Raw genomic sequence first — 21,501 nt, 5'->3', positions numbered from 1 at the left:
TTTTTGGCGTTATCGTCTTTCAGCTGTTGCGTTCCGATGGTATCATGCGTTACCTACATAGCCAGCGGAGCATTGCTGGTGCTTCTCCCGCTGACCGGCGCGCAGGCCCAGCTACGGCCCCAACTGAGCCTGAGTGTCGGACCGACCTACTCGCTGATGACCATGCAACGCTCGGCCGGTACCCCTTCCGGCTTTCGGGCCGATAGATACTTCTGGCCAATGGGCGAGTTGCGGCTGGCTTGGCCGCTCGCCCCGCAATTGTCACTGGAAACTATGCTGGGGCTTACCGAAATGCAACCCGGTATCCAGTATCGGCACCAATACGGCAAAGCAAGCACCAGTACCGGACTGGGGCCGCTGCTGCAAACCGGCCTGGCCCTGCGCCGCCCCGATTTGCTGACGTTTGGCTCTCGCCTCGGCCTCGACGCTACTTTGGGAGCCGCGGTGGCTTGGCTGGCCCGCTCGTACCGACCTGACCGTCTGCACGAGTTTTATCCGGGCCAGCGGCAACCCGTGCCGGGCCGGCCGTTGGTAGTGTATACCAGCCACCAGCTGCACCGCAACACCTGGCTGCTGAACGGCGGGATTCGGTTGCGCTATGCCCTTACGCCCAACCGCAATCTGCTTTTGAGCCTGGATTACACGCAAGGGTTGCGGCCGTTACTAGAAATGCGTACCCAGCGGCTGACTTACCTGAACGCTCACGGCAAGCCTCAGGAAGGCGGATTCGTGCTGCGTGACCGGGGCTCACGGATAGCCTTGCAGCTGGGGTACGGCTGGCTGCTCGGCCCGATTGGGGAGCGGGCCACGACCCGGACGCCCCGTTACGGGCGCGCCGATACCCCACTGGCAGCGCCCTCCGAAGAGGAACTGCCCACCTTTTCGGAGCCTCCCACTGAGTAATTCAGGCCCATCGGGGCCTTTTCACGCTCAACGCGCCGCCCGACTATTGTCGGGCGGCGCGTTGAGCGTTGGCATAAAGTAACCTGATTTAGCGGCGGCTACGGCCGTTTTTACGCTTGATGACTACTTTGCGCTCCTCGGCTGGTGTGGGTGCCATTACCGGTGGGGCGTTCTTTTCGGCTTCTACCTGGGCGGCCAGACGGGCTGCTTTGGCAGCGGCTTCTACTGCGGCTTCGGCGGCGCGGGCCTTCTCTTCCACGGCTTCAATGGCGGCGGCACGCTTGCGGCGGGTGGGCATCAGGAAGTCGCGCTCGGCACGCTCCTGAGCCGATAATTCTTCTTCGCCGGGCAGGCTGGTAGGGGTAATCGTGGCGGCCGCTTTGGCGTCGTCCTGGGCCCAGGCGGGGGCGCTGCCGAGTAGCAGCGCAGAGAGTAACACAAGTAGTTTACGCATCGACTTTTCCTTTCTTTCCTTCAGTAAACGAGGGGCAAAGGTACGTCTTCAGGTCGCCAAACTCAACCCCAATCCTTGAATTGAGGTCAGAATCAGGCTTATAAGACTGTGAGCGGCGAAAAAATCAATCAAAGGCAATACCCAGCCGACCCGTGGAACAGCCGGTTTCCGGAAGCCTCGCCGGCTGGCAGCAACGCGCCCGACAAGACTTCCGGCCCACGCTATTTCTGCTCTGCAATGCTTACCCGCGTACCAGCCGAGTGGGTGGTAAACTCGGGGGCGTAGAGGCACTGCAGCTGCGAAAGGCCGCCACTGAAATTGCCCGCCTGCGCCGCCCTCAACCGGTATTCGAAGGTGTGAGTGCCCTTGGGAAAGTAGCTGATGAAAAAATTGGTGGCCGCGTCGCGGGGGCTTTCATAGTAGCCCAGGCCACCCTGGTAGCGGTAGCCGCTGCTCTGGCCGATGAGCTCCAGGCCGGCAGCGCGCTGGTCCTTGAGGTGCACGTACTCCAGGTCGCGGTCGGAGCGCATCACTAGCCGCACCACCAGCACGTCGCCCACGCGCAGCGGACTGGCGGGCGTGAGCGGCTCCAGCACCGGGCCGGCAGCGGTGCGCTGCTCGCGGTAGAGACGGCGCTCCAGCTGCAGGCCGGTGGCGGCGGGCGTAATTTTATCGAGCTGCTCGAAATACTGCCAGTACAGCGCCCCCCAGGCCACGCCGGCATCGGGCTTGCGCACCGTTACGCGGCCCTGGGCCGGCGTAATGTCGGCGGCGGGCCAGGTGATTTTGTAGTAGCCGGTGCCGACCTGCTGGCTGGTGGGTTGGACGGGCTGCCCGCCTACCGTTACCACGAGGGGCTCGGTGGCGGGTTTCAGCCAGTCGGAGCCACGCAGCAGCAGGGCGTAGCAGGCGTCGGCGTTGGCGCGGGTGCTGGCCCAATTCTGCACCTGCTTCTGCTTAAGCAGCCAGAGCTTCATTTCATCCACCGATTTCTGGTCGTTTTGGATTTCGTCGTAGGCCTCGATGAGCGTGGCCTGGGTTTCGGTGGGCGCCTCGCGCCAGTAGTAGCCGGCGCGCACATCTTTCCAATACATACCCAGCTCGTCGTTGTGCAGGGCGTTTTCGCTGAGCGCGGTCATCATTTGCCCCACGGCGGCGGGCTGCACTTTGGCGCGGTGCAGGGCCAGGGCCGTTTGGGCCTGCAGATAGCGGGTGCGGCCGGGCCAGTAGGTGGCGGCCTGCTGCTGGTAGTAGCTCCGGGCCGACTGGGCGGTCTTTGGCACGGCCGGCGCCGGCCAGAAACTGCGGGCGTACAGGGCCTGAATCTGCACGTCGTTCAGGTTATCGGCCTTCAAATCGACCTTGGGCTGCTTGCGCAGGCGGGCGTAGTCCTGCTGCAGCTCGCCATCAAGGTAGGCCAGCGCGTTTTGTAGCAGCGGGCGGGCCTGCTCGTCTTTTAGGGCATCGAATGCCCCCAGGCGCTGCAGCTTGCCAAAGCCGGCCACGATGAGCTGGGTGATATAGCGGTCGGCGGGCATCTTCTCAAACCACGGAAACGCCCCATCGGGCAGCTGTTGCTGGCGCAGCTTGACCAGGGCGCGGGCGGTTTCGGCTTTCAGGCGGGGCTCGTCGAACAGCTCGGCGAGGCGGCGCATGCGCTCGGTTTCGTTCTGGGCGTCGCGCAGCCAGGGCGTTTCCTGGAGCAGCAGGTTTTTGAGCTCCTGGTTCTGCTCCAGCTTGCTGCTCAGGGCCGCTTTGTCGCCAGCCTGGGCGGCGCGCTGCCACTCGACCAGCGTGGTTTTCAGCGCCGGATTGCTAGTCAGAATTTTGGCCGCCAGCAGGTTGGCATAGAGGCGGCTGAACACCTGCTCGGAGCACTCGTAGGGGTACTCCATCAGGTAGGGCAGCGCCTGCACGGCGTACCAGGCCGGGTTGGGCGTCATCTCCAGCGTGAGCGAGTAGTTGCGCCGGGTAGCCGACGTGGTACTCGTGAGTTTTTTCAGCTCGAACTCGCGCGTAGCCGGCCCCACAATCGGCAGCGGCAGGCTCTCGGTTACCAGCAGTCTGTTGGGCAGCACCGGCAGCGTGTTCTGCTCGCCATCTTCAATAGTTGTTAGTTGTTGGGTGTTGGTTGTCAGTTTATTCTTGCGGCGCTGGCGCTTCTCTTTGCCTGACCACTGACCACTGACAACTGGCAACTGGGCGGAAGCCACCACCTTGTAGGTTACGGCCTCCAGGGGCAGCTGGCCCTCGGCGGTTTCGGGGATGGTGAGGCTCCAGCTTAGGGCCTGGCTTTGGTTGGCTTTCAGACTGAATGGTAACTGGGCAGGACTTTGCAGCAGCCGGGCTTCGAGGGGCTGCTGGGTGCGGGCGTCGAGCAGGAACAGCTGGGCGGTGCCGGCCAGGGCCGCGTCGGTGAGGTTGCTGAGCTTGGCCTGGAAGATGAGCTGGTCGCCCTCGCGGAAAAAGCGCGGGGCGTTGGCCGTTATTTGCAGCTTCTTCTGGGTTACCAGTTCGCGGCGCAGCAGGCCCGAATTCAGCTGCCGGTCGTGGGCCAGGGCCAGCAGCTGCCAGCGCGTCACGGCCTCGGGCATCTGAAATTCGAGCACGGTTTCGCCCTGGGAATTGGTGCGCAGCGCGGGCAGCCAGAAGGCCGTTTCGCGGAAGTCGGTGCGGGCCTGCACGGCCGAGAGGTCGGGTTGGGGAGTCGGGTTAGGGGCGCTGAGGCCGGTCACTACTGCTTCGTTGAGCTGCCTGGAATCAGCCATTTCCATTAACGCCATTGAGCGGCTACCCCTAATCCGCACTGGCGCTCCAGGGGCCCCGGTAGCCGCATCAGCTACTGCGTAGGCCTTGGTTTCTATCACCATCTCAACAGCCTTCATTTCAACACCTCTACCAAAGCCCCACATGGTTAGCTCGGGGTACTGGATTGGTACAATGCGGGCAGCGCCGGGACGGGCAGCCAGCAGCAGCGTTCCGTATTTTGCCCCAAAGGCTCCCTGCCAAGCCAACCCACGCGGGAAATAGCGCTGAGGAAATTTCAGTGCCGTGAAATTGTGGGGTCGAAACGCGTCGAGCGACTGGTCGTAGAGCGTGGCCAGCAGCTCGGCATCCGCTGGTTTGCCATTGGTTTGCCTGATGGTGACGCGCCAGGTTTCCTGCTGGCCGGGCTGCAGCTTGTCGCGGAACGTGGCAATGTCGAGCACCAGTGGGGCGGGTGGCTCGGCTACCTGCACCGGGGCCATGTGGGTGTAGAGGCGGTTATCGCGCACCTGCGTGAGGTGCACGTAGAGCTGGCCCTCGCCCAGCGCGGCGGGTACGGGCACCTCCACCACACGCTGCTCACCGGCCCGCAACGTCAGCCACTCCGAGCGCAGCGGCTGGCCGTTGACTTCGGCGGCTAGCAGCACGCGGGCCTCGGCCAGCGAGCTGCCCACCAGGAAGCGGGCCACCCCACCGGGCCGGATGCTGTCCTGCAAGGATACAAACCAATCGGTAGCAGGCACCGGCAACTGGCGCGCGGCCGGGTCGAAGAGGGTGAAGAACTGTTCGGCCTTCGCGGCCGGTTGGTTGGCCTTAACGGGCGCGGCAGTAGCTTCGAGCAGGTAGCGGCCGGGCTCCTGGCGGGCCAGCTGGGCAGCCAGTTCGGGCAGCTGGGGCGTTTTTTCGGTGTTGAATTTCAGCGTTACGACCAATGCGCGGGCCCAGGTGCTGTCGTTGTCTGCCTGGGCATAGGCATCGCGCGGGAATTGCCGGCCAAACTCCTCGCGGCTCAGCGCCTCGCGCTCGGGCCGCGCCCACGGGCGGGACCGGAAGGCGGTAGGGGGTGGCATGAGGCGGTAGAGGCGCAGCTCGCCGGTGGCAGGCAGCGCCTCGCCGGTGGCATTAGTTGTCAGTAGCTGTAGTTTTTCTTTGGAAGATAATTCGGCGCGGTTGAGCAGCGCGGGCAGCTGCAGGCGCAACGTGAGGGCCGCGGTGCCGAGGCTGACGCGCTGCTGGCCGGTGCGGGTTTCGCCCGCCGCATCCGTCACGTCGGCCGTTACCTCGAACACGTAGCCGGGCTGGTTGGGGCCGCGCCGGCCGCCGGGGCTGGCCTCGCCCGGCTGGGCCACAAAGGTTAGGGCAAAACCGCCGGCCGAATCGGTACGGGCCGTGCCACTGGCAATTTCCTGCTCGGCCGGACTGCCGCCGCCGCCGCCGTAGAAGCCACGGCCGTAGTAGGGCCAGAACGTGCGCCGCACCACCCGGTACTGCACCGTGGCCCCATCAACGGGCTGACCGGCGTAGGCCGTAGCCGTGCCGCGCACCGTTACGGATTGCCCCAGCACGGGCGTACCCTGCACCGTCGCCAGCGTCACCTGGAAGGTAGGCCGTTTGTAATCCTCGACAGAGAATCCTATGCTCCCGTTGTCAGTCTGCAGTTGCATCTGGCCGTTGAGCAGACCCGTGGGCAGCACTACCGAGCCGTGGAAGGAGCCGAACTCACTGGACGTGAAGCGCAGCGTCTGCACGGTCTGGCCGTTCACATCCACCAGCCGCACCGAAACCGCCGTTTTGGGCAGCGGCGTGGCTTTACTGGCCAGGGCTTCGGTTAGAATTCCCTTGAAGTAGAGCGTCTGGCCGGGCCGGTAAATGGCGCGGTCGGTATAGAGAAAAGTGCGGCGCTGGGTGCGCTCGGCAGATTCACTGCGCGGACGGGAAAAGTGGGTCAGATAGTCGTTTATCAGCAACGAATCGGTGCCCTGCGAGAATAGTAGCGCCCTGATTTGCGTAATGTCGCCGGGCAATTTTCCCACTAGAGGACTCACCTTGCCTTTTGCATCAGTGGTTTGCGGGGCCTGGCGAACGTAGTTGGTTGCCCCCCTAATCTTATCAAACTGATTGTATTTATGCGCAAGAGCCAGCACCCGCACGCCCGGCAATGGTGCGCCCGACTGCCGGTGCAGCACCAGCAGTTCGGGCCCGTCGTTGACGGCGGCGCTGCGGCGCAGGTAGCTTAGCTCGCTCACCGGCACCTCACTGTAGGCCGTAATAATGCCGGGTTGCTCCTTGGTGGGGCTGGTGGGCGCGGTGCTGAGCACAATGAGGTAGCGGCCCAGCGGCAGCGCCGGACCGGCGTGCTGCACGGTGTGGCTGCGGAAATCGGCGGGGCCGGGCACCTCCAGCGTCCAGGTAGTGGCCGGCTTGGTGGCCAGGGCGCGGACGTAGCGTTGCTGCAGCGTTTTATTTTGATACAGCTCCGGCCCCTCCAGCTGCCGCAGCTGCTGGGCGTGGCTGATCCGGTAGGCCGTGGCGTACAGGCGCGGGGCATTGCGCACAGTCAGTTGCAGCAGCCACGGCTGACCGGGCAGCAATACAGCCTCGGTCGTAAACCCAACTTCCACGCGCTCCAGCCGCTGGCGCAGGGCGGCCGCCTGTCCGGCCCCGCGCGACTTGGGGTACTGCTTTTCCACGGCCAACGCCAAAGCGTGGGCGTTGGCAGGCTCGTCTTCTTCCCAGCTGGCAGCTTCGGCGGCCCCGAGTTCGGCAGCCACCGCCGTGGCCCGGTAGGATTCAGCGGCCCGGCGCAGGGCAGCGCGGTACAGTTCGGTCTTGTTTTCCAGCGTGGCGTGCTGCTGCACGAACTCCAGGCGCTGCAAATCGGCCGCGGCCAGGGCTTCGGGGTGCGTGGCGGCGTTTTGGAGGCGGAACACCAGCAGCTGCTGCAGCACCTGCAGCGCGTGGAACTGTCCATTGAGCGAGTCGGCGGCCGGGGCGTCCAGCTGCAGGCGGGCAAACCCGGCGGCGGGGCCAAACAGCTCGGGGTCAGTCAGGCGGAACTGCTGGGCGGGCTTGGTGAGGTAGAGCTCGTCGTTTCCCAGGCCCTCCACGGCCCGGAATGCCAGCAAATCATACAACGTGGGGCGGCGGGCAAGGCCGGCGGCATCGGCTCCGCGGCTCAGGTAGCCCAACTCGGCCAGTTGCTGCTGCTGCTGGCGGCGGGGCTCGTCGGCCACTGAGGATTGGTAGTGGCGTACTTCCGCCGCAGCCAGACGGGCGGCGTCCCAGGTGCGCAGGTCGGCGCGGCTCTGGTCGGCCGTGTCGGGGCGGGCGGCAATGTTGGTACGGTCGTAGAGCTGGTAGCGGTGCTGGTCGTAGTAGCGGCCGTAGAGCTGGGCCAGCAGGCTGTGTAGCACCGGCCGGGCCGGGAACTGCGCCGTTTTCACATCGGCTTCGAGTAGCGCAATTCCCTTCACATCGGCTTCTTCCTCCTTATTTTCGAGCAGGCGCAGCTTATACAGCAATGTGCGCACATACTCGGGCGCCGCCTGGGGCCGGCGGCGGGCCTGCTGATAGAGCGGCTCCAGCAGCTTAGCGGCCGAGGCCGTCTGGCCCTTGGCCAGCAACTGGTCGATTTTACGCCAGGTGGCGGAGTTCGGCCCATCATCGGGGCGGTCGGCGGGGCTGGTTTGCGAAGAACCGGGAGTCAGCAGCATCAGCAGGGCCAACAGGCTAAGCAGGAAGGGGCGCATAGGGCTAAAACGAAGGAAATGCGTGTTCGGATACTCCCTTGATGCCCGCTGCTGCCGGATTCCACACGGCTCCGAGATAAGCGCGTGAAATAACACGCCTGCCCCTTGGTAATCATACTGCAGCTGTCCTACACCCACAGTTGCCCCTTTGCTTCCCCTCTCCCCTTTCTACTCGCTGCCTGCCAGCCCGTCGAGCACGCGCTCGGCCTGCAGCAGGTGGCGCTTGAGGTGCTCCACCAGCAGCTCGAAAACGTCGGGCAGGGGCGGCAACAGCAGCGGAAGTACCGGGTTGGGAATACGAATGGCGTTCATGTTGATGCGGCGGGCCTGGCTGAGCAGGTTGCTCAGTTCGTCGAGCTGGCGGGTGAACACCTCCACCACCGTACCCGGCAGCCGCGAGCCGCTGGGCGCATACTGCTGCGGCGACTTAAGGGGCTTTTCGGCGGCGGGCACGCGCATGGCGGCCGTCAGCTTCTGGCCGAAATAGCCGTGCTTCACGGTGGTGGCCGGGCGGGTGCCGCGCTGCTGGGCCGCCTGAATTTTGCGGTTGATAACCGGCAGGTACAGGCCGCCAATCAGGTTGAGGTGCTCCAGGCACTGGCCTACGCTCCAGCGGCCTGGCCCCGGCCCCCGGTTAAGCTGGTCGCTGCCCAGCGGCCGGAAACGGCGGTTGGCCACCTCGCGCACCCGCTCCACATCAGCGGTCAGGGCATCCAAAAATTCGGTCGTAGCAACAGGATAAGCAGGCATAGAAGCGGGCAGCGGTGGGCGGGTTTATGCCGTAATGATACGCGAAGCCAGCCGGTTCGGCAACGGCAGTGGGTCAATTTAGGCGCCAATTGCCGGGAAATTGCCGGGCGGGCGCTACTTTCGGACTATGCTTTTGCTCTTTCCGCGCTTCGTTCTCCTTATTCTGCCGCTGTTGGGGGCACTGCTGCTGCCCACGGGGCAGGCGCAGGCCCAGGCCGCGCCCAACCCCGGCGAGAATATCCCCTTCCTGATTACGTTCGGGGCGCAGGCCGACCCCAGCTGGGGCGACGACGACTTCAGCCAGACGTTCTTTTTTCTGGTGCCCAAAGAGCGCCGCCAGCCGGTGTACATCCGCGTGTTCGACCCCGACTGCGGCGGCCGCCACGACGAACCGAAGGGCGGCTGGAACACGACCACCAACTTCAGCCTTTACGGCGGCGCCAATGCCCACTCGGCCCCCGATGCCCGCGCCATCAGCCCCAAAGGCCAGTACCGCGCCGGCACGCTGCTGGCCCAGAAAACCTTCGGCGCCGAGCCTACCTACGACAACCGCTGGTACACCTTTGGCCCCCTCAACCCGCTCGAAGGCGAGCTGACACCCGAGTTCGATGGCTACGTGTTCAAGCTGATTGCCCAGGGCCTGCGCGGCGACGACGGCAACCTGTACCGCTATTTCCTGAGTTCCTCGCCCACCGAAAACGTGCCCGTAGAGGGCGGCAACGCCTTTACCTACGAATACTCGTTTCGGCTCACGTCGGTCGTCGGAGCTAAAACCCACCTCTATCCCTTCGTCAACGACCGGGTGGTGAGCATCCGCCAAAGCAACTTTGACCTGGATGGGGGCCTTAAAATGAAGATTTTCAGCGTGGCCAAAAACGGCCACCCGGCCACCATAAGCGGCAACAATACCTGGGCCGCCAGCACCCACCCCGTGGTGGCCAAGGAGCACGGCCTCTCGCTCGACTTCCAACTCATAACCCTATCCGTAGCTCCCAACGACCTCGTTTTCTACGTCACCGACCAGTACGACGTAGCCCTGCCCTTCTTCGCCATTCCGCTCGGCGGTCCGCCCCGCTACCGCTACGAAGTAGAAGTGAAGATGCGGGAATAGTGGTTGGTGGCAGCTACCGGTTGCCAGGATAACAGAACGTCATTCCGTTATCCTGGCAACATTTGATTTTGTGCGGAATTCCGGTTAAACTGAGCGGCTTATATAGTGTTAAACCGTATCCGTTATGCCTTCCGCCGCCTCGGGCCCCCAGCCACCTTCCCGTCGTACCCGCCAGAACTCTGCCGGGCCGCTGGCGGGCCTGCGCCGGGCGGTGCGGCGCTACTTTGGCTTTTCGCGGCGCGAAACTTCGGGGCTTGTGGTGCTGCTGGCGTTGCTGGGGCTGCTGCTGTTCCTACCGGCCCTGCTGCGCCCCGCCCTGCCAGCATACGACCCGGCCCCCGACCAGCGCCGCCTCAATGCCTGGGCCGCCGAGCTGGCCGCCCGCCGCACCGTTCGGCCCGATTTTGAGAACCGCTACTCCAGCCGCTACCCCCGCCGCCGCTATGTTGCCCGCGAGCGGGTGCCTCAGGTGCCGCTGGCTCCTTTCGACCCCAACACGTTTTCAGCCCGCGACTGGCAGGCGCGGGGGCTGCCCGCCTGGCTGGCCGAGCGGCTGATAAAATACCGCACAGTTGTGGGCGGTTTCCGGGCCAAGGAGCAGCTGCGCAAAGCCTACGGCCTCTCCGACACCACGTATGCCCGCCTCGCGCCCTATATCCAGCTGCCCGAACAGCTGCCGCCCCGCGAGCAACGGGCTTTTGCCAAAAACGGCCAGTTTCCCGAGCGCCCGCCTTACGAAACCAAGCCGGGTTTTGTGCCCAAACCCCGCAACCTGGCGGCGTTTGATTTGAACGCGGCCGACACCACCCAGCTGATGCAGATTCGGGGCATCGGGCGCGGGTATGCGCGGCGGGTGGTGGAGTACTGCGAGCGGCTGGGCGGCTTCCGGCAGGAAGACCAGCTAGCCGAAATTTTCGCTTTCCGCGACGCGCCTGACCTTATCGACAGCCTGCGCAAATACACGTTTGTGTCTCCCAGCTTCAGCCCGGCCCGGCTGGCTGTCAACACAGCGTCGTTTGAAGTGCTCCAGGCGCATCCGTACCTGGGTAAGCGCTTGGCCCGCGTGCTGGTAGCCTACCGCCAGCAGCACGGCCCCTTTCAGCAGCCCACCGACCTGCGCAAAATCCGCATCCTCGACGAGGCCACCTACGACAAGCTGCTGCCTTACATCGAGCTGAAATAGCCTAATGTAGAAGGCGGCACTCGATGCGGACTATTGTCGCTGTACTGCACCCTTCAGCCTAAAATATTATCCTCGCTGCTTGATTCAGCCACCGCAATAAGCGCTTCCGGTGTGGTTGGTTGCGCAAAATCAGGTTGCTCCCGCGCAGCCAAGGTGGCACTGATTGCTTGTGCTTCGGCTACTACCTGCGCCGGGTAGTGCAGGCGGGCCAGCAACCGGATGGCATTGCGCGTGGTGAGCGGGCCAGCCTTGAGTCGGTAGTCGAAATACCAGTCTTCCTCCGTGACCGTTTCGCAAAAGTGGTATTCGACATAGCGTGCCTGCAACAGCGCACCCAACTCCCCATCGTGGGTGGCCGCTATTACCCAGCTGCGCGGTTGCAAGTAGGCCAGCACGGCTTTATTGGCAGCGATACGCTCCCGCGTATTCGTGCCCTTGAACAGCTCATCCAGCAGTAACAGGTAGCTGCCGGGGTCCGCATTACAGGCCAGCAGCAGCTGCCGCATAATTTCGGCTTCAACCAGATAATAGCTTTTGCCCGTGGGCAGGCTGTCGGCCAGGGTGAGGCTGGTGAGCACCCGGCAAAAAGGGGCGCGGTAGGCGGTGGCCGGGCACGTTGCTATGGTTTGGGCCAGTAGGGCGTTTACGCCTATAGTGCGCATAAACGTAGTTTTGCCCGCCATATTCGAGCCGGTGAGTAGTACACCCGGCCCGGTCAGGGTCAGGTCGTTGGGCACGCACCCGGGTACCAGCGGGTGGTAGCCGGCTTGCAGCCGGATGCCCTCGGCCGCCGGCCCAAACTGCGGCACGCAGGTGGCGTAACGCTGGCGGAAGCTGGCCACCGTCAGGGCGCAGTCAACATAGCCGACTGCTTCAAAAACGGTCCGAATCGCGGGCGCTTGCCGCTGCACGGCCACCCGGCAGCGGCCATATACCAGCACGTCGAGTAACACCAGCGCCTTAAGCAGTTCCAGTATCGCCAAATTGTCTTCCACCTGAAAGAATGCTACCTGCCGCAAAATAGACCCCAGCCGGGCCAGGGGCGCAGCCAACTGTTCAAGCGGCCGTAAGGGCAAAGCCACTCGATGCAGCTCCCGCCCTGCGCGGTGCAAGCGGCCCAGTTGCATAAGGGGGCGAACAATGCGCTGAATCCGCGCGCGTTGCCAGAAGTGAAACATCGAATTGATGAGGGCAAGCGCCCCCGTTGCCAACCAGAGCAAGGGCAGCCAAAAGCCTCCGAGCAACGTGGCCAGCAGCCCCAGCGCGAGCAGCAGCGCAAAACGGGCGCCGGGCAAAATGGGTAAGGGCTCCCCGCTAATTAAATCGACCAGGTAGTACGCCTCGTCGGCAGTCAACTGGTCGAGGGCGAGCAGGGCCTGCCCTCGGGCCACGGGTTGCTGCGCCAGCAGGGTTGCGGCCGCATCGAACTCGTGCAAGGCGGCTTCATCGGCGAGCGGACTGCGCAGGCGGTGGTACAGGCACTGCTGGCCTACTGGGCTCACTGTGGCATCGAGCAGCTCAAAGAGCAATTCGCCGTTCAGGTCCTCCCAGGTTTGATCGGGCAGGCGGTGGTAGGCGGGCTCGTGCTGCACCTGGTTGTAGTAGCGGGCCACCCAGGGAAAGTGGGGGGAATGCGAAGCCGGCTGCTGCCAGGCCGCCTCCAGGCGGCGTAAGCGCTTGCGGGAAGAAGTCCACATGAGAAACAGAGGGAGCTACCAGGGCCGCGGCAGTGAAGCGAGGCCGCCGGTAGTTGGGAGCAGCGCGAAAGGTAGCTGACTCAGGTTGCGAGGTATGCGTGGGGCTGAAAAAGGGCTGTTCGGCATGAACAGCTTGAGGTTGAAATATTCGCCCCCCTCAAGCCTACTGAGCAAGCGCGAACAGCCCGTTGCAATGTACTGGGTTCTCCGCTATTCGACTCGTCTCATCCGCCCTGCTAGGTCGCTGCTCCTTCTGACAGCCATACCGACCTAGGCAGAATCGGCATTCTCGACGAGGCTACCCAAAACAAGCTGCTACCTTATATCGAGCTGAAACAGCCCCCTCTACCGCAGTACCAGCACCGCGCCAACGGTTCCGCCGGGGGCGTAGGTGGGCAGCAGCAGCAGTTTCTGGCCCAGGTGGCCGGGCAGGTGGCGGGCCAACACGGGGTAAAGCCGCCACACAGTTTCGGCCGACAAGAAGCCAATGCTGGCTCCCGCCACTACATCGGTGAGCCAGTGCCGGTCGTTGAGCATGCGCATGGCTCCGGTGGCCGTGGCTACGCCGTAGCCTGCCACTGACAGCCAGGGACGACCGCGCCCAAACTGCTCGTGCAACAGCGTCGCCGTCAAAAAGGCATCGGCCGTATGGGCCGAAGGGAAGGAGCTGAAATCGGTAGGAGAATCGGGGCGGCGGGTAGCGCTCAGGTGCTTGAGGTTGCTGACCAGCCCCGTGTTCAGGGCGTGCGCCAGGCCGAAGCAGGCAGTAAAGGGCACTATGCCCCGTTCCCCTTTTATGCCCAGCGCAAACAGGCCGTAGGTGGCTACCAATGGCGCGCTGCGGCTGTAGTCGTCGAGGCTGGTATGGAAGCTCGGGAAGTTTTCGCGGGTTTCGTGCCGCACGTGTTCCTTCACTTCATCCAGAAAATTCTCGTTGCGGCTGGCGTAACCCATTGCCACCAGCAACACGGGTACGGCAACGCGTATAGTAGCGGGCCGCACCAGCCACGGACGCACAACCGGCGGGCTAACTGAATCGGGGCGGGCAGTCGGCTGGGCAGCTACCGACCAGGGTATCATCAGTAACAGCAGAATTGCGTGCAAAGCAGGACTTCTCATATTCAGGCTGTTTAGACCTTGAAATATAGCTGATTTAGCGGCCGATTACTAGCCAGCCGGCCCGAAAAAAATGGCCCGCAGCCGCTGCCACAAGCGGGCAGTTGCTACGGGCCAAAAACCGGGGTAAAACGGCTACTTCTTGGGCGACCCGGGCACCGAGCCATAGTCGGGCGAGTCTGGAGCATCAGTGCGCTCATCCGAAGCTTCGCCATAGTTGCCGGCGCCCTGCTGCTTGTCGAAGTCGCCTTTGGCGGGCGAGCCGTCGGTGGCACCCGGTGTAGAGTCGTCGTATTCATCGTTGTAGGAGCCGCCCTTCGAGCCGAAACCCTGCGCCTCGCTGCCCTCCGCATCGGCCGAGCCCGCCGCCTCGTAGCCGCTGCGGTCGGCGCGGGTGGGCGGAGTGGCACCTGCTTCGCTGCTGCCGTAGCTGGCATTACCCGCCGCTTGGCCGGTGCGCTGGCCTGCGGGCCCACCTTCGGGGTGGCCGGGCGTGTAATCCTCGCGCTGGTTACGGTGGGTTCCACCGGGCTCAACCTCGGCATTGGATTGGCCGCCAAGCGAGGAGGTACCGTAGTTTTGGGCATATGCCGAGCCAGTGCCGGTAGGCGCATCGTTATCGTTGCCGAACAGGGGCCCAACGGCCGACTCGGGAGCATCGTGCCCGGCACCCACGGCTACTGTACCAAAGCTGCCGTTTTCGGTCGACGGCGCACCGTCCTCGTTCTGGGTTCGCTCGCCCACGTAGCCCGAGGTAGCCGGTGCCTGCACCGGCGGGCCGGCGTAGGTGTCGGTACCGCGGCTGGCCTCGTTGCCGTAGCCCCCCTGGGTGGCTCCCTTGTCCGACTGGCGGCCGAATTCGCCCCGGCTGGCCCCGGCCACCTCGTTCTGTTCGTGGTTGAACTCGTCGTTGGCTACCGGCTGCCCGGCGGCAGTGTTATCTGGGGTGCGCAGCTCGACTGGCAGCGCATCAGCGGGATTTTCGGGGGTGGTAGCGGGCTTCTGGGTGTTATCGGACATGGATGCGGAAGGCTTAGGTGGCAGTGGTGTTACATACGCAGCCCCGGCAGCCACGTTTTGCACCCGGGCTTTTTTGTTGATTTAAAAAACAGCGTAGATTTACCGCGCTTAGTTATTGTATTTACTTCACGTTCTCTTGCTTTCCTTTCCACCGTTTCCTCAACCATTTAACACCTTTATGAAAACAGGCACCGTTAAATTTTTCAATGAAGCCAAAGGCTTCGGCTTCATCGTACAGGACGAAGACAACCAGGAAATCTTCGTGCACCAGACTGGCCTCGTACACGAAATTCGCGAAAATGACCGCGTCAGCTTCGATATCGTTGATGGTCGCAAAGGCCAGAACGCAGTAAAAGTGGAGCGGATTTAAGCGACTATCTTTTTCGGTAGTCAGTTAAAAAATCCTTCCAGTTGCAACCAAAAGCAAGGCCCCGCCCCGGCGAAACAGTTTGTTTCGCCGGGGCGGGGCCTTGCTTTTGGTTGGCATTACCAGTTATCCGTCGGCTGCCGCTTTTCTACTTGCCGGCTTCGCGTCGGCCTACGCGCACGCCCACGGCCATAACACCAGGCAGCTGGTCCTGGCGCATGTACTGTTCCAGCTGCACCCGATAGGTGCCGGGCTGGCTGAACTCCTGGTTGGGCAGGGCCAGAATGCGGTGGTCGAAGATGTCGCCGCTGCCGTTGCCCAGCGGTTCGCCGGTTTTAGGGTCCATCAGGTTCATATCGTGCAGCTTGCGCGAGATAATCTGCCCGTCGGGCCCGGTGAGCGTCACGCGGGCGTAGAGGTTGTAGTAACTGTAGTCAGCGGTATTCCGGACATTGAGAAACACGTCGTAGCGGGGCGCCGGATCAGTTATTTCAAACTCGAACGTAGGCTTATTCTGCACGGCCCACACGTACGGGTCGCCGGCAGGCGAGGTCAGGTCGATGTTTTTTTCGTACACCTCGGCCGGGTCGCAGGCAACCAGCAGCAGCCCGCTCACCAAAACTATAAATCCGCGCGTCAAAGCGTGCATAGAGTCAGAAAGGCTAACCATCAGGAGTCGGCGGAAGGTGAGGGTGAGGTGCTGCCGCCGTCGGCGCGGCCTTCGCGGCCAGCCGAACGGCCCGTGCGGCGGCTACCCGAACGGCCCCGGCGCTCGGCCGAACGGCCTTCGCTACCTTCTGGCTTGCCACCATCGGCGTTGCCCTGCGAGCCGGCATTGCGGGGCGGGCGTCCTCCTTCGCGGGCAGGCCGGGGGGCATCGGTGGCCCCGCCTTCGGGGGCGGCTTTGCCCCCACCGCGCCGGTTTTCGCCGCGGCCTTCGCCACTGCGGCTCTCGCTACCCCGGCCGCGACCCGAGCGGCGGTTGAGAGGCTTGGCTGCGGCTCCGCGGGGCCGCGCACGCTCCTCAGCGGCATCGGTACCTTCGGCCGGGCCAGCTGCTTTGACGGGGGCTGAGGCATCATCGGTATCGGGCGCGGCAGCCCGGGTCGGGCGTTCGGGCCGGCCTGAACGGGGCGTACGCACGGTGGCCGGAGCCTCGTCGGTCGGTTTTTTCTTGCCGCGCTTGGGGCGCTTAGCGCCCGATGAGGAGGTTATTTTATCGTCCAGGCGCTCCAGCGAGCCTTCTACAATAGCCGTTACCTCGGGGGCCCGCTCCTCTTCGCGCACGGGCACAAGCAGCGTATCGGGTTTTTCGCCGCGTTTGTTCATCTCCAGCACCTCGCGCACGCGCTCCACCGGCAGCACCACCCAGTTGTTGTCGCCGCGCACGGCAAACCACATTTTACGGCGGAAAATATCGGTTTTCTGCAGCGTGTACTCGCCCTTTTCGGTCAGCAAGGGCCGTTGCACCTGCGGAATGTCTTTGAGCGCGTCGAGGTAGGTGTCGAGCTCGTAGTTGAGGCAGCACTTGAGGCGGCCGCACTGACCCGAAAGCTTGGCCGGGTTCAGGCTCAGGTTCTGGTAGCGGGCGGCGGTGGTACTCACGCTTTTAAAATCGGAGAGCCAGGTGGAGCAGCACAGCTCACGTCCGCAGCTGCCGATACCGCCAAGGCGGCCGGCTTCGTGGCGCAGCGAAATCTGGCGCATTTCCACCCGCACCCGAAACTCATCGGCGAGCCGCCGGATCAGGTCGCGGAAGTCTACCCGGTCATCGGCCGAATAAAAGAACGTGGCGCGGGTACGGTCGGCCTGGTACTCTACGTCAGAGAGCTTCATGCGCAGACGCAGTTCCTCGACCACAGCACGGGCCCGGAACATGGTGCCCGTTTCGAGGTCGCGCACGGCCTGCCAGCGCTCGGCATCATCGTCGGTAGCCACCCGCAGAATAGGGCGGATATCCTTGGAGTCGAGGGGTACCTTTTTCTTTTTCATCTGCAGACGCACCAGCTCGCCCTTCAGCGAAACGTGCCCCAGATGCCAGCCGCTGCCGGCCGCCTCCACCACTACGGCGTCGCCGGTGATAAGCGGCAGGCGGCTCTGGTTGCGGAAAAAGTCCTTGCGGCCGCCCTTGAAGCGGACTTCCACAAGATCGAACTCTTTAAAGTCGCTGGGCATATCCAGATCCTGGAGCCAGTCGAATACATTGAGGCGGGTACAGCCGCTGCTACAGCTACCCTTCGAACCGCAGCCCGAAGTAGTAGAATTAGTAGAGCAACCGCCGCCGCCGGAAGAACAGGAGGAACAAGCCACGGCTTGGAGAATCTATATAGGTAAGTCCGCGACCAATAAGCCAGCGGCACGAAATGGGTTATCGACAAAGATAGCCAAATAGCCGGGGCAGCTAAGCCCGGCTATTTAGCAACGTCTATGGCCACCACAGGAGTTGGATTGGTAGTAGCGCACGGATTGGGCACGCAAAACGCAAAAACATTTTTCTCTTCATACAATCCACATAAACCGCTTTAATTCTATTAAATGAGCCGATTACGTCATTTTATACAATCCATATAAGCAAAGTATAATGTATATGATTTCGTCAATCAAGTACCTTTTATTTTGAAATATCTTCAATAATACACTATGTTTACCTCATTGTTCCACCATTCTACCTCTCACAACCAAACACCATGAAGAAAAATACTCTACTGGCTTTGTTGGCTGCTACCGGACTGGGCCTCGGCCTTTCCTCGTGTCAGGAAAAAGATAGCGTTACCGTTAAGAACGAGGTATCGGAAGCGACTATTAGCCAGATCAAAGCCTTGGGCTTTACGGCAACCGGTGCCGTAAAAACGGACGATGGTGTAGTGGTAGAAGGAGATATTCTGCTAACCAACGAAATGCTGGCCAGCCAGCCTGAGCAGAACCTGCTACGTGTGGGCCAGGATGAGCAGTACCGTACCACCAACCTAGTAAGCCGCCTGCCCCGGGTACTGACGGTAAGCGTATCGAGCCAGTTCCCGAACGGTTACGTTCAGGCCGCCGACGAAGCTATCCGCCGCTACAACGCACAGGGTCTGCGTATTACCATGCGCCGCATCACCTCGGGGCAGGCCGACCTGCCGATTACGTACTCGGCCGATCTGGGCCCCGGCGTACTAGGCCGCTCGGGCGGTTTCCCATCCAACGGTAATCCTGCGCCCGGCTTCCAGCTGGCTCCGAGCGTAATCGGAAGCCGCACCATCGCCAACGTAGCGACTATCATGGCTCACGAGATGGGTCACTGCCTCGGCTTCCGCCACACCGACTACTTCAACCGCGCCTATAGCTGCGGTGGGGCGGCTTCCAACGAAGGTTCCAGCGGCGTTGGAGCCATCCTGATTCCTGGTACACCTTCCGGTGCCGACCCGAACTCGTGGATGCTGGCCTGCATTGGCTCGACCGGCGACCGTCCTTTCACTGCTAACGACCGCACGGCTCTCAACTACGTGTACTAAGCTGTTAGCTGGTTAATTAGTAAAAACCGCCCCGACTCGTTTGAGTTGGGGCGGTTTTTATTTGTGCTAATTGTACGCAGCTTGCGCACTATACTTCGCTATGCCTTGGCCGCTAGCTTGCCAGGTCGGGGACATGAGCTCGTGACGGCTGGCTAACAGCTTATCTACTTACAGCACCATAACGCGCCGGGTGATTTCGGGGCCGGAGTGTAGCCGGATACGCAGCAAATAGGTGCCGGGCCGCAGCGCATCGGTGGCGATTCGCTTGATGATGCCCACTTCAGCTACCTCGTTGCGCAACAACCGGCCCATCATGTCGAACAGACGCACCTTGGCAGTTTCATTGGGAGGCAGTACAATGCGCAATGGCTCACCGGCCACTACTGGCACTGGATATATCAGCACAGCTGCCGCATCTGTCACCCGGAACACCCGTTCCGGCTGGCTGTAGACCTCGCTGCCATTATCAAGCCGGAGCCGCGCCCGGTACTGCGCATACCCTGTGACAGGATCAGGATCTATAAGCACCAGACTGGTGGCTGCCCCCGCATTCAGCAGTTGGACGTCCTCAAAGTTACCGTCGGGGCGTCGGCGCTGCAGCGCTATCGTCTGCACCCGAAAGGTAGAGCCCAGGGTCAGGTCGAACTGCACTGTATCGGTTACCAGCTGGCGGGGCAGAAAGGTCCGTACATAGCAGCCATTGCCAGCCTGCTCCAGATCCTGCGTCGGGCCCCGCATGCCAACGCGCCCACCTATAACCGGCGCTACGGCAAAGTAGCGGGCGGCGGCTTCGGAAGCCGTAAGCACCAGCACCGTATCGGCAACCGACCGGAGCGGCATGAGCATAGTGGCGCCGAGGGCGTACACCCGGTACTGCGTGGCACCGGGCACCCGCCGCCACGTCAGTAGCGCCTCCTGGGGGCAACTGTACGCCACGGTAAGTGCCAGCGGACGAGCCACGAAAAACGTATCGGATACGACTGTTGTAGTGCCAGCCACCAGCCGCAGCTGGCCGGGCTGGGTAGCATCGGGGGCCGTCCAGCGGTACAGCTTATCGGCCAGGTTAACGCTGGGGCTCAGTACTGCCCAAACCGGCTGGCCCGCAGGCTTGTATTCGAGCCGGGCCGTAGTGGCAGGGCCGGCCCACTGCCAGCGCAGCAGCTGGCCGGCGCCGGCAGCTTCCAGGCCCCGGGCTTTGTTGGGCGCTACCCAGCTTAATCCCGTTTCGAACTCGTAGGCTACGCTGAACGCCTGCGGGCCCTGAGGCACGGCAAAGCCACGCACCCGCAGTTCGTAGGTACCGGCCACGGGCGTATCGAGGGTGATTTGCTCGGCGTTGTCGCGGTGGTTAGGGCGGCGGCGGGCGGGGCGGGCCAGCGAGTCGCGATGCGGGTAGGCGCTCAGCGTCCAGGGCAGCCAGTTCTGGTTGGTGGCGGGCCGGCGCAGGGTCAGGTCGAGGTCGTTGATGAGGGCCGTGGCCGTACCGGCGGCCGCTTCGGGGTCGGTCCAGGCCAATGTTATTTTGAGGCGATGCACACCGGCAGGCACGGTAACCGAAAACACTCGCTCCTGGCCGGTGGTGGCCGTACTTTCCATAAACCGGCCGTCGAGCATCGTCTGTACGGCACCCAGCGCATCGGCCTGGCCATAACCCGCCACAAAATCAACCTGCGGCCGGCCCACATCGTCGGCCGAATTGAGCAGGGTGGCCCGTACCAGCGCGGCACCGGGCAGAGTGCCGCGCCGCTGCTGGTGGGCCTGCTGCACCAGCAGGCTGATACCCGAAACCAGCGCCGCTGCATCGGAGCTGCCCCCGTCGCCGAATGCCACCAGCTCGGGCTTTACCCGGCCATCGGCGGCCGGACCACGGGAGCTAAACGGATTGACCACACCCAAAGCATCGGTAACGCCCACGCTAAGGCTGTTTTTGGCATTTTTAAACTCCCCGGTAAGATTGGCCACACTGTCGAGGCCGGCATAGGAGCCAGCGGGGGCCGGCCGCGGGCCCGAGTTGCCGCTCGAAAACACATGAAGCAGCGTGGGATACTGCCGCGCCTGCTGGTCGTAGGCGCGGGCCTCAAGGCCATAAAAATTCTCCACTTCTACCCCATAGGAGTGGTTCTGAACCGATACGCCCCGCGCGGCAAGCAGGGCCCCATCGTCGGGCAGCAGGTTGTCGTAGCTCGACTGAGCGATGCGCGCCTGCCACGCCACGCCACGACCGTCGGGAGAGGTGTTACCGCCCCCGGCAATGATGGTAGCCATTATAGTAGCGTGCGGGTTGAGCAGGGAAGCTAGCGGGTCGGCCTCCAGCAGCCGGCCCTTAAAATCAAGGTCAGCTATATCCAGAGGGCTTTCTTTCACCGAAACCGTGAGCCCCTGCCCCGTGAGCGTGGGGTAGCGGGCGTGCACAGCCGTTACTTTGTTTGCCCCCAAATCGAGCCCGCCCAATTCCCGCTCGGGCCGCGCCTTACGGTCGGCGCTCTGCACGAAAAGCACCGAAGGGCTTTCGACCAGGGCAGCCGCCCCAACACCACGCACCCGCAGCATGTTGGGCTGGCGTGGTTCGGCCTCGGCCACTGCACCCGGATGGCTACGCCCTAGCCATTGCCGGAACGCCGTTTCGTTGGACACGCTGACCCGTAAGGCACGCAGCCCGGAGCTGCCCGGCCGTCGCAGTTCGGGGGCCATCCGGGCGGGTGTCGGCACGGGTCGGACCGGACTCTGGGCTTCCACCTGAAAAGAAAGGGCCGCGCTCAGCAGCGTAAAAAGCAGCGCAAACGGCAAAAAGCGTGCGGCGCGGCGAAGCGGAGCAGTGGGCATACAGACGAAGTGGTTGTGGCGGAGCGGTGCAGGCGGGCAGTTTCCAAATATAACCAGAAATACCGTTG

General features: G+C 63.1%; 14 protein-coding genes. 5 read left to right on the top strand and 9 right to left on the bottom strand.

All coding sequences use genetic code 11. The features are described 5' to 3' along the window. Window positions 1-78: 78 nt before the first annotated feature. Entirely contained in the window at window positions 79-903 is an 825-nt protein-coding gene (locus HW554_RS07610; RefSeq protein WP_176907983.1) for a hypothetical protein, read from the top strand. A gap of 88 nt (window positions 904-991) precedes the next feature. Here HW554_RS07610 and HW554_RS07605 read toward each other — a convergent pair whose 3' ends face one another. The 3 genes from HW554_RS07605 to HW554_RS07595 all read right to left on the bottom strand — a co-directional run bounded on the left by HW554_RS07605 (window position 992) and on the right by HW554_RS07595 (window position 8,622). Further along, the gene (locus HW554_RS07605) at window positions 992-1,357 is read right to left on the bottom strand and encodes a hypothetical protein (protein ID WP_176907982.1); all 366 of its coding nucleotides are present in this window, start codon (window positions 1,355-1,357) and stop codon (window positions 992-994) included. Window positions 1,358-1,578: 221 nt separating this feature from the next. Beyond that, window positions 1,579-7,872 carry an alpha-2-macroglobulin family protein gene (locus HW554_RS07600; RefSeq protein WP_176907981.1) on the bottom strand — a complete coding sequence of 2,098 codons (6,294 nt, stop codon included), beginning with the start codon at window positions 7,870-7,872 and terminating at the stop codon, window positions 1,579-1,581. Window positions 7,873-8,040: 168 nt separating this feature from the next. Then, window positions 8,041-8,622: a DinB family protein gene (locus tag HW554_RS07595; RefSeq protein WP_176907980.1), complete on the bottom strand. Its 582-nt coding sequence runs from the start codon at window positions 8,620-8,622 to the stop codon at window positions 8,041-8,043. A 127-nt stretch (window positions 8,623-8,749) separates the two neighbouring features. Between HW554_RS07595 and HW554_RS07590 the strand changes: the two genes are divergently transcribed. Both HW554_RS07590 and HW554_RS07585 read left to right on the top strand, forming a co-directional pair. After that, window positions 8,750-9,733 carry a hypothetical protein gene (locus tag HW554_RS07590; protein WP_176907979.1) on the top strand — a complete coding sequence of 328 codons (984 nt, stop codon included), beginning with the start codon at window positions 8,750-8,752 and terminating at the stop codon, window positions 9,731-9,733. 124 nt (window positions 9,734-9,857) lie between these two features. Continuing rightward, window positions 9,858-10,916, top strand: coding sequence for a ComEA family DNA-binding protein (locus tag HW554_RS07585; RefSeq protein ID WP_176907978.1), 1,059 nt, complete (start codon window positions 9,858-9,860; stop codon window positions 10,914-10,916). Between the two features lie 53 nt (window positions 10,917-10,969). On the opposite strand, the gene HW554_RS07580 is transcribed toward HW554_RS07585, so the two are convergent. From HW554_RS07580 to HW554_RS07570, 3 genes are all read right to left on the bottom strand, one after another. Next, window positions 10,970-12,613, bottom strand: coding sequence for a MutS-related protein (locus HW554_RS07580; protein WP_176907977.1), 1,644 nt, complete (start codon window positions 12,611-12,613; stop codon window positions 10,970-10,972). Between the two features lie 345 nt (window positions 12,614-12,958). Further along, window positions 12,959-13,693 (bottom strand): phosphatase PAP2 family protein, encoded by a 735-nt coding sequence (locus HW554_RS07575; protein WP_176907976.1) that lies wholly within the window; start codon window positions 13,691-13,693, stop codon window positions 12,959-12,961. Between the two features lie 171 nt (window positions 13,694-13,864). Beyond that, window positions 13,865-14,749 (bottom strand): hypothetical protein, encoded by an 885-nt coding sequence (locus tag HW554_RS07570; RefSeq protein WP_176907975.1) that lies wholly within the window; start codon window positions 14,747-14,749, stop codon window positions 13,865-13,867. A 178-nt stretch (window positions 14,750-14,927) separates the two neighbouring features. On the opposite strand from HW554_RS07570, the gene HW554_RS07565 reads away from it, so the two are divergent. Beyond that, a complete protein-coding gene (locus tag HW554_RS07565; RefSeq protein ID WP_116942996.1) occupies window positions 14,928-15,119 on the top strand; it encodes a cold-shock protein in 192 nt (63 codons plus the stop codon). A 145-nt stretch (window positions 15,120-15,264) separates the two neighbouring features. On the opposite strand, the gene HW554_RS07560 is transcribed toward HW554_RS07565, so the two are convergent. Beyond that, window positions 15,265-15,765 carry a gliding motility lipoprotein GldH gene (locus HW554_RS07560; protein WP_176907974.1) on the bottom strand — a complete coding sequence of 167 codons (501 nt, stop codon included), beginning with the start codon at window positions 15,763-15,765 and terminating at the stop codon, window positions 15,265-15,267. A 20-nt stretch (window positions 15,766-15,785) separates the two neighbouring features. After that, window positions 15,786-17,291, bottom strand: coding sequence for a regulatory iron-sulfur-containing complex subunit RicT (gene ricT / locus HW554_RS07555; protein WP_176907973.1), 1,506 nt, complete (start codon window positions 17,289-17,291; stop codon window positions 15,786-15,788). A 512-nt stretch (window positions 17,292-17,803) separates the two neighbouring features. Here ricT and HW554_RS07550 point away from each other — a divergent pair. Continuing rightward, window positions 17,804-18,610: a M57 family metalloprotease gene (locus tag HW554_RS07550; protein ID WP_176907972.1), complete on the top strand. Its 807-nt coding sequence runs from the start codon at window positions 17,804-17,806 to the stop codon at window positions 18,608-18,610. Window positions 18,611-18,778: 168 nt separating this feature from the next. On the opposite strand, the gene HW554_RS07545 is transcribed toward HW554_RS07550, so the two are convergent. Next, complete coding sequence (locus HW554_RS07545; RefSeq protein WP_176907971.1) at window positions 18,779-21,433, bottom strand: S8 family serine peptidase; 2,655 nt, start codon at window positions 21,431-21,433, stop codon at window positions 18,779-18,781. Window positions 21,434-21,501: the final 68 nt, after the last annotated feature.

It is taken from the genome of Hymenobacter lapidiphilus, from assembly GCF_013377885.1.
GTDB lineage: Bacteria > Bacteroidota > Bacteroidia > Cytophagales > Hymenobacteraceae > Hymenobacter > Hymenobacter lapidiphilus.
Note: the sequence above shows the minus strand (reverse complement) of the source record. Positions and strands in the feature narration are given on the sequence as shown.